General features: G+C 51.7%; 11 protein-coding genes. 3 read left to right on the top strand and 8 right to left on the bottom strand.

All coding sequences use genetic code 11. The features are described 5' to 3' along the window. Nucleotides 1–117: 117 nt before the first annotated feature. Nucleotides 118–933, bottom strand: a complete 816-nt coding sequence (locus EBA_RS19725; protein WP_192376296.1) for a DUF2797 domain-containing protein — start codon at nt 931–933, stop codon at nt 118–120. A 72-nt stretch (nt 934–1,005) separates the two neighbouring features. Here EBA_RS19725 and ppa point away from each other — a divergent pair, with 72 nt between their 5' ends. Then, complete coding sequence (gene ppa, locus EBA_RS19720) at nt 1,006–1,551, top strand: inorganic diphosphatase (protein WP_192376295.1); 546 nt, start codon at nt 1,006–1,008, stop codon at nt 1,549–1,551. A gap of 15 nt (nt 1,552–1,566) precedes the next feature. Here the strand turns inward: ppa and EBA_RS19715 are convergent, their stop codons facing one another. The 7 genes from EBA_RS19715 to EBA_RS19685 all read right to left on the bottom strand — a co-directional run bounded on the left by EBA_RS19715 (nt 1,567) and on the right by EBA_RS19685 (nt 10,151). Beyond that, entirely contained in the window at nt 1,567–2,310 is a 744-nt protein-coding gene (locus EBA_RS19715; protein ID WP_192376294.1) for a GGDEF domain-containing protein, read from the bottom strand. Nucleotides 2,311–2,672: 362 nt separating this feature from the next. Beyond that, nucleotides 2,673–3,533, bottom strand: a complete 861-nt coding sequence (locus tag EBA_RS19710) for a lytic transglycosylase domain-containing protein (protein WP_225616376.1) — start codon at nt 3,531–3,533, stop codon at nt 2,673–2,675. A 462-nt stretch (nt 3,534–3,995) separates the two neighbouring features. After that, complete coding sequence (locus tag EBA_RS19705; RefSeq protein ID WP_192376293.1) at nt 3,996–4,973, bottom strand: SPX domain-containing protein; 978 nt, start codon at nt 4,971–4,973, stop codon at nt 3,996–3,998. A gap of 70 nt (nt 4,974–5,043) precedes the next feature. Further along, the gene (locus EBA_RS19700) at nt 5,044–5,259 is read right to left on the bottom strand and encodes a hypothetical protein (RefSeq protein WP_192376292.1); all 216 of its coding nucleotides are present in this window, start codon (nt 5,257–5,259) and stop codon (nt 5,044–5,046) included. Nucleotides 5,260–5,399: 140 nt separating this feature from the next. Further along, nucleotides 5,400–6,755, bottom strand: a complete 1,356-nt coding sequence (locus EBA_RS19695) for a Dyp-type peroxidase (RefSeq protein WP_192376291.1) — start codon at nt 6,753–6,755, stop codon at nt 5,400–5,402. 13 nt (nt 6,756–6,768) lie between these two features. Then, a complete protein-coding gene (locus EBA_RS19690; RefSeq protein WP_192376290.1) occupies nt 6,769–8,073 on the bottom strand; it encodes a hypothetical protein in 1,305 nt (434 codons plus the stop codon). 41 nt (nt 8,074–8,114) lie between these two features. Beyond that, nucleotides 8,115–10,151, bottom strand: coding sequence for a cytochrome P450 (locus tag EBA_RS19685; protein ID WP_192376289.1), 2,037 nt, complete (start codon nt 10,149–10,151; stop codon nt 8,115–8,117). A 462-nt stretch (nt 10,152–10,613) separates the two neighbouring features. Between EBA_RS19685 and EBA_RS19680 the strand changes: the two genes are divergently transcribed. Both EBA_RS19680 and EBA_RS19675 read left to right on the top strand, forming a co-directional pair. After that, nucleotides 10,614–12,218 carry an alkaline phosphatase D family protein gene (locus tag EBA_RS19680; protein ID WP_192376288.1) on the top strand — a complete coding sequence of 535 codons (1,605 nt, stop codon included), beginning with the start codon at nt 10,614–10,616 and terminating at the stop codon, nt 12,216–12,218. 96 nt (nt 12,219–12,314) lie between these two features. Continuing rightward, nucleotides 12,315–13,571, top strand: a complete 1,257-nt coding sequence (locus tag EBA_RS19675) for a glycerophosphodiester phosphodiesterase (RefSeq protein WP_192376287.1) — start codon at nt 12,315–12,317, stop codon at nt 13,569–13,571. Nucleotides 13,572–13,649: the final 78 nt, after the last annotated feature.

Genomic DNA, 13,649 nt, shown 5'->3' with positions numbered 1-13,649 from the left:
AAACGTTATGGCCGAAAACTTCAAATCGGGTTATCTGGCCTTACGTTGGCGAAACACATGTTAGGTGCTGACTACCACAAATTATTGAAAGCCCAAAACAAGCACAGTTTAGCCCAGTCAAACCACCACTTCCACTTCGTACCCCGAGTATTTGCGGATATTGATTACGCCGTTGTCGAAGATCAAATACTGGCCTTTGATGCCTACTAAGATGCCGGACACTAAGGGTTCTTTATCGAAATTAAACGATTTCACTTTGCAGGGGTATTGCAATACCGGATAGTCCAGGGTTAGCGGTTGGGCATCGCTGAGCAGCTGCGGGGGGCTGTCTGGAAATTGCGCGTTGATGGTTTGCAATTGCTCGGCGCATTCGGTGAGCAAGTCGTCGCGGATAGCCGGCAAATCCAAGGGCACGGTGTTGTTTTTCAGCATTTGCTGCCAGCTGGTTTTATCGCTGACGTGCTTGGCCAAGGTGACTTCGATCAAACCCGACAGATGGCGGGAAGCGACTTTAAAAATGGGTAAGGCCTGCACCGCGCCTTGATCGATCCAGCGGGTTGGGGTTTGCGATTGGCGGGTGATGCCCACTTTGATGCCGGAAGAATTGGCCAGGTAAAGGATATGCGGTTGAAAGCAAAATTCCTCACCCCAACTCGGTTCGCGGCAAGTGCCGGCGGCGTAGTGGCAGGTTTCCGGCTTCATGATGCACATATCGCATTGCGCTAGTTTGATGAAGCAGGGGTAGCAGTAGCCTTGATTAAAGCTTTTGTTAGTTTTTTTAGCGCAATGCAGGCAAAAGATTTGGCCGCTGTAGCGCAGCGTGAGTTTTTTGCCCAAGAGAGGGTTTAGTTCGATTTCCTGTGCGCCGACCGGCAAACGGTATTGCACTGGCGCGGCCAACGCGCTGGTCATTTTCTGCAGACTGCCTAACACTTGATTTAACCCCGATAGCTCAATAACGGCGGCTATAATGACAGCGTTTCCCGCTTACTCAAAGAGGATTTGATGTCATTCATGCAAGTCGCCGCCGGCGAAAATATTCCGTTCGAAATAAATGTGGTAGTTGAGATTCCCGCGTTCAGCGATCCGGTCAAGTACGAGGTGGATAAACACACCGGGGCTTTGACGGTAGATAGATTTATGGGGACTGCGATGCAATATCCCTGCAATTACGGTTACATCCCGCAAACCTTGTCCGAAGACGGCGATCCGGTGGATGTGATGATCATCACTCCCGCCCCTTTGCTAAGCGGGTGCGTGATCAATTGCCGACCGGTAGGCGTGTTAAAGATGATAGACGAGGCTGGCCCTGACCCTAAATTATTGGCAGTGCCGGTTGCTAGATTGACGCCGTTTTACAACCACGTCACCGATTACAAAAACTTGCAGCCGGACAAGCTGGCCAAGATCACCCATTTTTTCCAACATTACAAAGATCTGGAAGAAGGCAAATGGGTCAGTGTGGAGGGTTGGGGCGGCGTTGAAGATGCTCGGCAAGAAATTTTGGATAGTGTCGGCCGTTACAAAAGCTCGCATAGCAGCCGCCGCTAATCCGGTTTTCGGTATTTAGCTGATAGCTTGGGAGAGTTTCAGTTTTTTTGCCCGGTACATGGCACTATCCGCTCGCTTGAGTAAGTCGATGCCCGTTTGACCGTCTTGGTGATAGATGGCCGCGCCAATACTGGCGGTGATCGAAACCGATTGGCCATTGAGCAAGCACGCTTCAGCCAAGTGGGATTGGATCTTTTCTATCACTGCTGCGACGCTACGATCAGCATCGACTTCGCCCAGCAACACTAAAAATTCGTCGCCGCCGTAACGACATGCGGTGTCACCATAGCGAAGACATGTCGATAAGCGTCCCGCTACTTCTTGCAGCAATTGGTCGCCGGCTGCGTGTCCAAGTTCGTCGTTGATGTTTTTGAATTCATCCAGATCGACAAACAATAGCGCGACCGGTCGTTGCTGGCGATCCGCTTGAGCCATGGCCTGTTGCAGTCTATCCAGCAATAAAATTCGATTGGGGAGGCCGGTCAGTTCGTCGTGATGAGCGCAGTGCAGTGCGTGTCTGTAGTTTTCGTTACTCTCCAGTAGCTGTTGTTCCAGGGCTTTGCGCGCATGGGTTAGCGACTCGATTTGCCGGTGAGCGTCGGCCAATTGCTGTTGGCTAATTGCCAGGGCGCGTTCCAATGCGGCAATATCCGCGCGGGTTTGGTTCAATTGGCAGCATTCTCTGGCGTTATCGCATTCCGGAGTTTGACTGAGCCAGCGTTGGACGACGACGGATGAGATAAGGCTTTGCTTATGCATCACAGTGCCTCCATCAGAACGGCTAGCGCAACGGCGGCGGAACCGATGGTGGTTAACATGGCAATGGATAAGATCGAATTATCAACTTTCATGGCAAAAACCTGTATGAATTGAGTGGCCGGAACTCTCGTTAAGCGAGGATTGTTGGCTTACTAGGGTCAATTCTTATGCCAGGTATGCTGGCCTAGAGGAAATTGCTAGATAACTGATTGTTGTGTAAAAGATTTGCGGTCTAAGGCAGGGCTGGAGTGGAGCGGGGTAATGCGAGATGCTGGGACTAAGTGCAGACGGTATTTCGTCAATATTACGAAATACCGTATTCCTAAGCCTGGGTAGCTTAGGAGTAGAGCGATGGCGACAAACTAAGTTTTTTGTTCGATAACCAGATTTTTTTGCAGTTCTTGCGGCGGTACCGGGTGGGTCGGTTTTTGATAGGCAGCCAGTATTTGCTTCACATAGTTGCGGGTTTCCTGATAGGGCGGGATGCCTTGATAACGCTCTACCGCACCTTCGCCGGCGTTATAGGCGGCCAGCACCAAATCGACTTTACCTTCGAAATGTCGTAGTAGCCAATGCAAATAAGCGGTGCCGCCTTTGATGTTTTGAATCGGATTCCAGCTGTCTTTAACCCCAAAGCGTTCGGCGGTTTCCGGGATCAACTGCATCAGGCCTTGGGCATTTTTGCCGGATAGCGCGCTGGGGTTGAAAGCCGATTCGGCTTGAATCACCGCCATGATCAGTTGCGGATCGATGCTGTAAATCGGCGCAATCTCTTTTACCCAGGCTTCGACCAGCTGGCGGTTAGGGTTGGGATCAGCAACTAGTTTAACCTCGGGTTCTGCTGCCGGCGGTTGGCAGGCAGCGTCATCACTAGGGGCTACATCGCCAAAACGGGTCAACATTTGCTGCGCATGCTTATCGCCATGCTCTGCTGCCTGTTTAAACCAATGGCTGGCTAGCGGAATGCTGCGGGCTACACCGCGGCCGTTGAAATACATGAAGCCCATGCTGTAAGCGGATTCTGCATCGCCTTGTAATGCGGCCTTGCAGTACATATCGAAGGCTTGGCGATAATCTTGTTTGACGGTACGGCCATGTTCGAAATCGGAAGCGGTCTTGCGCATTTGCTCGAGATTAACCGGCAAGGACACATCCTGGGCGTTGCCGCTTGGGGCGGCGATGCCTAAACACACGGCAAGTAGTGCTTGGAGTTTTAAGTTCATAAAGTTCTCGATCTTTATTGCTGAGACTAGGCTCTTCTAAACCCGGTCGGAAAAGGATTAAACCGCCAATCCTCCAAGCTTCCAGCTACCGTATACATTGCAAGTGCTTGATCGCCCATATGGCCGAGTTTCCATGCATTTGCGCTTGACTGCATCCCGCGGGATGTTGGTAAACCTTGAAATAGTTCCGGGGCGGCTGAGGGTGTTAGCTTTATCGGAACTGCTTCAAGGTTTCCTGCACTATACCCTGTGTTTTGCTGAGACTATATTGCCCATAGGGGCAGGTGAATGTGTTGGGAATATATCACAGGGCTTTGTTTAGAGCGATTCAAAGTATTGTTTTTGTATGGGTTATGGCAATGGTGCTGTTGCAGAGGCTGGTTTTGACGTTGGTTCCATGAAACATATACCTACTCAGGCTATCTGGCCTATCCGCACACCCAAAAACAAACGGCGTATGCATCAGGCGGGCAAAAAAATTCCCTTCAACTCCTCAGGTACCAGTGCGTAATTTCGCCAAATGCGCTCGACATCGTCCTGATGATGTGGGCCAAAACGGTTTGGAAATTTCTTTAACAAGGTCACACCATCCGTCATTTGTGCGCGATGTAAAGCGGCAACCGCCTGAGTTACCAGCAGCAAATTATCGTCGGCGATGGGAGCTTCCCGCTCCAGATAATCATTGATCATGGCGGCCAGCTCGATCGACGGCATTTGTACCGGCAAAAAAAGCATCCACTTTTCAATATCATGATCAGAGGTGGTGCGCATCACTTCGCCCAAAGTTTTATAGATAGGTTTTTCGCAACGTGAGTACGCCCAGAGATAATTTAACACCCAAGCTCGGTCTTCTTCCGTAAGGTTACCCATCTGCAACACGGGTTCCGCCTGACGTCGCAACTCATCGGCCACGTCCGTCAGCTGATACTTGCCGACAAAATCGCTAGCCAGATACTTTAGATTGGCATGGCTTTTCGGTTCCACCCAGGTATGAAGAATTTTGATGATCTCTTTAGGCCGCATATTTACCAACGTATCGAAAAAATCCATACTTTCGGTAAAGGTGTACTCGTTGCTTTCCGGTCTGGCCGGATACATTAGCGTTGGCGTCTGATTGATCTGGCAGGCTATCTCCTTCAATAACCGGAACACTTCGACAGGCGTCAGAACGCTGTAAGCTTTGAGCGCCTGGTAAACCTGCTCCTGGCTCTCATGCAGCAAATTCTTCAAAATCTCTTCGCGAAACAAGTGCGAGGTATATTCATAGGTCAAGCCGATGACTACTGCCACAATCATTGCAATTGACAAATGCTCAGCCCAGTTCTGCAGCACCGTTGGCAGCATGGGTTCAAAATACTTCAAGAAAAACGCTGACAGCAAAATAATGCCAAAGATTAAAAATGGAACGACGGAATAAGACGTGTGTTTAGTTGATCGCATGACTTTTCCTGAAAGAAATCCGTATTTAGGGGAATGGCGTTCCGTAAGCCAGTTGGCATTGCTTAGTGGTTTATCCTGCCGGGAAAATGGTGATTCCAGTTTTCTCAGGCTTAAGCAAAGTTTTGAGCGTATCAGCTTTAAGTGAGGGGAATACGGTGTTGGTGATTAAATTTTCGTTAATTTTGGCGCGGGCTTTGGGTAGGGCGCAGTTGGTAAGGCGGAGTTTTTGTAAATGAGGTATTGCTGGTGCGACGGTTGGGTTAAAAGTTGGGTTTACGAAAAACATCCTTGTTTTTCGCCGTGATAGGTCAATGCAAATCGGCTATCCAGCCGATTTGTCGAGCCGACGTTAAAACATTTGCCACGATAGAAATGTCAATTCCGACAACCTTATCTCGCTGGAAGTGCCTAGTTTGCAATATCCAGTCAAGTGCTTCCCAATAACCCCAGCGCACTCAAGCTGGGCAAAAAGAAATAACTCCCGCCTTTCGTGGTGACGAACTGCTGAAACCCGCAAACCCGGCGCCGCAAGGGTTCATCCTGAATGGTGAAATTGCGGTTCTCGGGCACACCGCTGCCAATCAATGGATCGTTTTCGTCGTAAAGACCGGCGAATTTGACGCCGTTGATCCAGGTATGTTGCACAAACTCGAATTGGCGTTCGATATTGGCGTTTAAGCAGATAAACAACAAACCGCGCTCCTGCCCGTCGTCTTTTGCCGGGTTTTCCAGGAAGTTGCCGTAGCTGCGGCCGCGGCGCAGGATGCGGTGGCGGTTGGCGACTTTTAGCGCTTCCTCTTCGGTAGCGCCCAAGCCTACTGCCCGTGGGTTGGCGCGACGGATGTGCGAGCCCATGGGGCAGCCTTGGCCGTGCGGGTCTTTGCTAAAGTTGAAGCTGTTATCGACCTTGTTCGGATCGCTGTCTTGGTTGGGCTCCACCACCGCACCGCTTTTCCAGCGGCCGACGAATTTGGCGGCTAAATAGTCGGCGGTGATACCTTGCCGCGCGGCTTCTTCTTCCATGAATGCCCAGAATTTACCCACGTCTTGCTTCAATTGCCGCAACACCAGATAAGTGCCGTTTTTACCAAAGGCTGTGCCGGCAGAACCCAATTGCGGTATTTTGGTGAGTTTGCCGTCGTATTGATTCGGATAGCCCAGCAAAAACTCGCCGGTAGCGATTTCGCCGGTGCCGCTGGTCGTCGGGAATCCGTCAACTATCGGATCGGAAATGCCGTCCGCAAAACCGAAATGCTCCAAAGTAAAGCCATTGGCGTCTTGTTTCTTCTCGCCGGCGTCCAGGTGTTGCACGATGCTCAAGCCTGCGCCTTTAAAGGCTTTTTCATGGTATTTCTGGCTGGCCTTGTGAATGGTTTCGTTTTTGGAAAACAGAATAAACAGCATATCTATGCAGTTAGCACCGCTGCCCCAGTCCCATGTGCTGGGATCGTTGCTGCCGCGGTCGCCCAGCAGCGCGGAACGATGCTCGGAGTGCATGCCTTCCCGAAACGACAGCTCGAAGCTGTACAGGCTGTCCTTATCCAAGTTCAGGTTTTCGAGGCCGGAATAACTGATCGCCAGGTTGATACGGTTTTCAGTTTCATCGGTCGGTTTATCCGCACCGTGGCTGATTTGATTTTGTTCGACCAGGTTTTTCAGCCAGGGCTTGGTTTTGGCTGCGTCGTCGATTTTTAACAAATAATAACTGCAGCAGGCCATGTATTTGTTATAGCCGCTAAACACGATGCCTTGTACGTCGTCTAATTTATCGATGGTGGTCATTGTTGGAGTCCTTTTATAAGCATCTCAGCCAAGCAGCCAGATTGGTCGTGGAAAACAAGCCTTCGTGTATTGCCCGGTTATTGGCGACATTTTTCACAGACAAATCAATGTAGGCGCTGTACCAAACCAGCTCGGCAAGCTGGCTGTTTCTGGCGAAATTTTTGAAGCGTTGTTCGTCGCGGGAGCCGCCGCGCAAGGCAAGCCATTGGGTATCCGGAAAGCCCCGGTCCTTGCCCAATTGGGTGTTGCTCCACACGGCGGTCAAGCCGACGCTGGCGTGGTCGATAAATTCGCCCAGGTAGTTTTCCCAACTACCATCGTAATTGCTCATGAATAATAAGCGCTTGTTGCCAGGCAGAATTACCCAGCGGGCAAAATGGATGGTGACGATGCCGCTCAGATCGCCTTTGGTGGCGACCAGTTTGGCGACCAGATTGATGCCGGCCAACACGACGCGCAAGGTGGTCAATCTAAACCAGCCGGGTTTGATGTCGATGACACTGGTCAGATGGTTTTGCAATTGCCGGTCTTCGACGCGCTGGATGTCCTCCATCTGCTTGGAAACCACCCAGGCTTTGTCGTCCTGTTTGTCGCGCATCTCGTTCCAGCGTAACACCACCGCAAACGCGATGCCAACTATCAGCATCAATACCGCCAAAAATTCCACCAACGGTCCGAACATGCCGAAAAAGCCGCCCACCAGCAAAATCCCCAATACGGCTAATAAGCCATTGAAGATCATTTGCCCCATGCTGTTCAAAAACGGCTGCGGCGTGGGTTTGTTAACGGCGCCCAAATGTTTGACGATGTCGGCATGAATCTCGGCAGGTTGTTTGGCGGCCAATGCCGGGCGATTGGCGTCGATATAGTCTTCGATGCGCTGGCGGATTTGCTGTTGCTCGTAAATCGTATTGCGCGTTTGGCCGGGATGAGCGACGTAAAAGGCGTTGGCGCCATGGTCGTTCTTTAATAAATACTCAGCCAGTTGGCTAGCGTTATTGCCCGGATAATCCTTGCAGCAGCTGTAAACGGCATTCACAAAGTCCGGATTGCCAGCAAGCAAATCGTTGATAAATTGCTTCACCTCACCGTCGATATTGGCCTCAAACGCCAACAGGGCTGGCTCACCGGTATCGACCTCGGACGGATGTTTGCCGGGGATGACGAAAAAGGTGCAATAGTGCAGCTGTTGATAATTGGAAAATTTAATCACCGGATTGTTTTTGATATCCGTGCCTATCGGCGTCAGATACGCTTCCAGCTTTTGTAGCTGGTCCGGCAATATTTCCGTGATAACGGTCATGGGGGTTTGTTGCATACACACGTCCTCTTGAAATTATTATCGTGCTGGTGAAGAAGTTAGCGATCAAAACTCAGGACAAATTGATCGGGAAACGGTCCGTCGTACAAGATGCCGCTGGCTGCTTTTAAATTGTTCAAGCGCAGCAAGCCGCCAACTAAAGTGGGAATTTGGATGCGATTGATGTATTCGCCAAAGCAGCGGTGCATGCCGTCGCCAAAGTGCATATAGCGATCCAGCACGCGATCGTCGAGGACGCTGAACGGCTCCGGCCAAGCGCTGTTGTCGAACATCGCCGAGGCGGTAAATGCGAAGACTTCCGTGCCGGGCGCAATCTTCACGCCGGCAATCTCCGCACCATTCTTGCAATGTCGGCGCATGGCCGCCGCCATGGTGTTGAAACGGAATACGTCGAAGCACAGATGCAGTAGCTTGTCTTCGTCATCGACCGCCTGTTTGGCGCGTTGCAATACATCGGGTTTGCTCAGCAATTGCTCGACAATCAAGGTAGTAGCCATCGAAGTGGTATCCAGCGCGCCGACAATCAAGCCGGAGATATTACGGCGGATGCCGTCATCGTCCAGATCATGCTCGCCGTCCATGCCCATTTTGATAAGCCGCGACAGGAAGTCCTCGAACTGCTCGCCTTGCTGGATGCGCTGCCGGCGCTCGGCGATCAGGTTCAACAAATACGGTCCCATTTCCCGGAACGATTGTTCGGCGGTGATTTGAATGCTACGGTCGTTGCTTAGATTTAAAAACAGGTCGTGAAACAGTGATCGCATCCAGCGCATCATCGTCACTTCGTCCGGTCCCGGCACCCCCAGGTAATTGCGGATAAAACGCCGCGCTACCGGTCGGGTTAATTGCGACACCATGTCGATTCGGCCCACCGGCAACGCAGCCTCGATCATCTCGTCGCAATGCTGACGGACGATACGGCGAATCAATTGGTCTTCGCCGGGCTTGATTACGCGGCGCAGCGCGCCTTGTTCTTTGCTGTAGGCTTCCGAGCGGTCCATGCCTAAGAAAAACGGTCCGTTTAGACGCTGCATATTGGGCGCGTTTATTTCGGCGATGGTGAACTCGGTATCGCGGGCCAGCGTTTCTCTCACGTCGCGGTCACGGGTCACTAAGGCGCGTTTGCCCAGCACCAAAACCGGTTTATGTTTACGTAACAATCCGAATAGCCAACGTTGCACCATGGCACCGGTCAGCATCGCGACGCCGCGCGCCAGGTAATAACTGACGATATTTTGCGGGGTAGTGGAGGTGGGGTGATGATCTAGGACAGGTGCCGGCGCGGGTCGATGCTCGCGGTACATTTTCAAGGCCAGAGTGCCGGTGGGACTTACCCGCAACTGATCGACAAAATCCTGATAGGAAGCGGGCAATTGCTCCTTGGTCGGCTGTACGCCGCCAAATTGTTCCGGCAATAGTACCGGCGCGGATAAAGCCGCCAGACAATAATCGGCGATGCTGGGTTGGTTGCCCAGTAAATAGGCTCTACCGTCGTTCAACAAAGCATCCAGTTCGGCGAAGACTGCTTCGATTTGTTGTTTGCATGGCTGTATTTGTCCGGGATCGGCAGGTAGGGATTTTTCCATGGCTTTAGCCAATATCGGATAAGCCCGTTCGGCTAACCATTTTTGCCAGGCTGGCACCCGCTGTTGCCAGAAAGACAGCACGGTTTCCTTGTGTGTCAGCAACATCGCATAGCCGTAATTGCGGGTTGCCAGGCCTAATTTATCCACCAGCAACACCAGTAAACGTTCTGTTTCCGCCAGTCCTGCGGTATCGCTAGGGTACAGGCGTAGTTCAGCGGGCAAACGGGCGTCGATGTATTGCAGTGATTCGCGCATCGTACATAAGGTCGCTTCGCTGGTGATCAGTACCGGCATGGCTTTGGCGCTAGCGCCGGCCAGTGCAAACGGCAGCAAATGCAGCATCGGCACATTGCCTTCTTCTCGATACGGCACCCCGCCGTAGTCGAGCATCCAGCGCACTAATTCGCTGATATGGGATACCGGAATCGTCAATAAACGATTCAGTTGTTTGGATTTGGCTCCGCGCCGCGTGCTTCCGGGTTTGATCATGATTCCTGCCTCTCGCTTGCTATTGTTATAATTTTTAATGCTATAGCTGGCATACACCGTACACGGTTAGTCGTATCGGCTTGAGCGGCATTTTGATATGCGCGCTGGCTAAAGCCACTTGCCGGTCTGCATAAGAACGCCGTTAATGGCGGGTAAGCAATTGTTAATCCACAAGTGAGCCAAATGCCAAGCTTTAGCGGAGTATCAATAATAGACCAATCGTAACTAATTGAAATAAAAAGCGAAAGACAAAATGTTGCTTAGCAACAACCGTGCCTAAATGCGAGGCGCGTCACAAAACGCGGCAAGCCACACGCAGCTGGTATCTAGCAAGTGGAAAGCTTCCATAGTGATGGCATTGGGTTCAATTCGTTACTGTTTTTTCTCTGCAGACCTTAATCAGTTTGTCATTTACCGCTGCCTATAATCCGGGCCTCTTCACAACGCCTAGGAGTAGTCGCCATGCAAGCACGAGTAAAACCCAACGGTCGCACGATAAAGCCAAGCAAATTGGCATTGGCCATCGTCGGATTATTAACACTAAATGCGCCAGTATTTGCGGAAATCGGAGACGTACCGCAAATGGAGCAAGGCATCCAGATCGGCGATTTGGCGCCCGGACGCGCTATGGTTTGGAGCCGCGCCGACCGTCCATCGCGCATGATGGTGGAGTATGCCTATAACCCGGAATTCACCGACGCCTTTACCATTCGGGGACCTTATGCGATGTCGGAAACCGATTTTACCGCTCGCCAGGACTTAACCGGTCTTCCTGAAGGCAGGGACGTTTATCTGAAAGTCTGGTTCGAAGATCTGACGAATGCCCGCCATAAAAGCGAACCGGTCGCCGGCCATTTTCATACTATCGGTAAACGCGACGATATCCGTTTCGTTTGGGGCGGCGATATTGCTGGCCAGGGCTGGGGTATCAACGAAAGCTTCGGCGGCATGAAAATCTACGAAGCCATGCGCCAAGTGCAACCCCAATTCTTCCTGGAAAGCGGCGATAGCGTCTATTCGGACGGTCCGATTTCGGCCAGCGTTACTGCCGAGAACGGCCAAATCTGGACCAATCTGGTGACGCCTGAAGTCAGCAAGGTCGCCGAAACGCTGGCCGAATTTCGCGGCCGCTACAAATACAATCTGCTGGATGAAAACGTCCGCCGCTTCAATGCCGAAGTACCGCAAGTTTGGCAATGGGACGATCATGAAGTTGCTAACAACTGGTCGGACTCGAAAGATTTGAGCAAAGACAACCGCTACACGGTCAAGGATGTGCCATTGCTAGTAGCGCGCGCCACTCAGGCCTTTCATGAATACGCACCGTTACGCCCACACAATGCCGAGGAACCCGAGCGTATCTACCGGAAAATCTCCTACGGCAAATTGTTGGACGTGTTTGTGCTGGATATGCGCAGCTATCGTGGCCCTAACACCGCTAATCAGCAAGCCCAGCAAAGCAGCGAAACCGCCTTCCTGGGTGCGGAACAAGTTGCCTGGCTGAAGGATGAATTAAAAAATTCCGACGCGACCTGGAAAGTCATTTCCGCCGATATGCCGATTGGTCTCAATATAGGTGATGGCGTCGATGCGCAAGGCAATGCGCGCTGGGAAGCAGTGGCCAACGGCAACAACGGCCCGGCAGCCGGCCGCGAACTGGAAATGGCCGACTTACTGAAATATATCAAGCACCAACACGTGCAAAACATCGTCTGGTTGACCGCCGACGTCCACTATGCTGCCGCGCATTTCTACGATCCTAGCCAAGCCAAGACCAAGGACTTTTCACCGTTTTGGGAGTTTGTCGCCGGCCCGCTGAACGCCGGCACCTTCGGCCCTAACAGTGCTGACGGTACCTTTGGTCCGCAAGTCGTATTCACTAAAACTCCGCCAGCCGGTAAGGCTAATTTGTCACCTTATGCCGGCCTGCAATTCTTCGGCGAAGTGAATATCGACAAGCGCAGCCGGGCGATGACTGTTGATTTAAAAGACATCGACGGCGCCGTTGTATTCAGCAAAACCCTGCCTGCGGAAGCTGAGCAGGATCATCACGACCGGGATAGATAGTCCGATTACCGGACCGAGGCTGCTGTCTATTGGGACGGCAGCCTTGGTCGGCAACTCTCGTGCCACGGCCTTAACCTTACGATCCAGGAAATACTCATGTTCAAGCCTTTTTACAAACCCAGCTTACTTGCTGCAGCGACGCTGGCTATACTCAGTGCGCAAAGCCACGCTAACGCACAGTCACACAGAGAGCATAGTCATCAGATGCATCACAGTCCCATCCTCATTGGCCATCGTGGCGCGGCCGGCTATCGGCCCGAGCACACCATCGAAGGCTATACGCTGGCTATCGAAATGGGTGCGGACTTTATCGAGCCCGATCTGGTATTGACCAAGGACGGCCATATAATCGCCCGCCACGAACCGATGATAGGCGGCACCACGGATGTCGCCAGCCATCCGGAGTTTGCCGATCGCAAAACCAAGCGTATGGTTGATGGCGTCGAATACAATGACTGGTTTGCCACCGACTTTACCTTGGCGGAAATTAAAACGCTGCACGCTATTCAGGCCCGCCCCGATCGTGACCCGCAATACAATGGCTTGTTCGAAATTCCAACATTAGATGAAGTGATTGCGCTGGCCAAGCACAAAAGCAAGGCAAGCGGCCGCGCTGTCGGGATTTATCCGGAAATAAAACACTCCACTTATCATGCTACTGTGAAGGGCGCCAACGACAAGCCTTTGTTTGGTTTGAATGTCTTTGAAAACAAGCTGCTGAAAAAACTACACAAAGAATACGGCAACAGCGCTTGCGCCCCTGTGTTTATCCAATCTTTTGAAGTCAGCAATTTGCAATACCTGAGTCACAAGACCGACATCAAATTGGTACAGTTAATCGACGCCGACGACGTGAATGCCGATGGCTCTATTTCCCTGGTGGCGCCTTACAAACAGCCGTATGACTTGGTCGTGAAAGGCGATCAACGTACTTTTGCCGACTTGTTGAGCAACGAAGGTCTGGATTTCGTTAAGTCCTATGCCGATGCTGTTGGTCCGTGGAAGCCGTATCTGGTGAAAACCGTGGCAGACGGTGTGGATCGCAATGGCGATGGTGCCATTACTATTAACGACCGCCGGGTCGATGGCAGCACGGGTGTAATAGAGCTGGCGCATGATAAAGGTCTGCTAGTTCACACCTGGACCTTCCGCAACGATGCTAGCGGCTATGGTTTCGCTGACCCTAAACAAGAAATGACGTACTACTTCGACTTGGGAGTTGATGGCTTGTTTACAGACTTTGCCGACACCGGCGTTGCTGCGCGGGATGCATCAATTAACGCGGATAGCGTCAATGCCCTGGGGCGTTGCGAATCTCGCGCTGAAGATAAGCATGAAGGTCGTGATCGCTGATCTATCAGTAGTGCTTTGTTTATTGTGTAAATAGGGTGTCAGTGTGAAGCAAACGGCTGTCTAAATTTATTCCGGGCT

The organism is Methylomonas albis (assembly GCF_014850955.1).
Lineage (GTDB): Bacteria > Pseudomonadota > Gammaproteobacteria > Methylococcales > Methylomonadaceae > Methylomonas > Methylomonas albis.
This window is presented reverse-complemented; position numbering and strand designations above follow the sequence as displayed.

Bases quoted from the DNA above. Each gene is read 5' to 3' on its own strand.
- EBA_RS19690 (WP_192376290.1), bottom strand. From the start codon at position 8,073: ATGCAACAAACCCCCATGACCGTTATCACGGAAATATTGCCGGACCAG.
- EBA_RS19675 (WP_192376287.1), top strand. From the start codon at position 12,315: ATGTTCAAGCCTTTTTACAAACCCAGCTTACTTGCTGCAGCGACGCTG.
- EBA_RS19695 (WP_192376291.1), bottom strand. From the start codon at position 6,755: ATGACCACCATCGATAAATTAGACGACGTACAAGGCATCGTGTTTAGC.
- EBA_RS19680 (WP_192376288.1), top strand. From the start codon at position 10,614: ATGCAAGCACGAGTAAAACCCAACGGTCGCACGATAAAGCCAAGCAAA.
- EBA_RS19685 (WP_192376289.1), bottom strand. From the start codon at position 10,151: ATGATCAAACCCGGAAGCACGCGGCGCGGAGCCAAATCCAAACAACTG.
- EBA_RS19715 (WP_192376294.1), bottom strand. From the start codon at position 2,310: ATGCATAAGCAAAGCCTTATCTCATCCGTCGTCGTCCAACGCTGGCTC.
- EBA_RS19700 (WP_192376292.1), bottom strand. From the start codon at position 5,259: ATGTTTTTCGTAAACCCAACTTTTAACCCAACCGTCGCACCAGCAATA.
- EBA_RS19710 (WP_225616376.1), bottom strand. From the start codon at position 3,533: ATGAACTTAAAACTCCAAGCACTACTTGCCGTGTGTTTAGGCATCGCC.
- ppa (WP_192376295.1), top strand. From the start codon at position 1,006: ATGTCATTCATGCAAGTCGCCGCCGGCGAAAATATTCCGTTCGAAATA.
- EBA_RS19705 (WP_192376293.1), bottom strand. From the start codon at position 4,973: ATGCGATCAACTAAACACACGTCTTATTCCGTCGTTCCATTTTTAATC.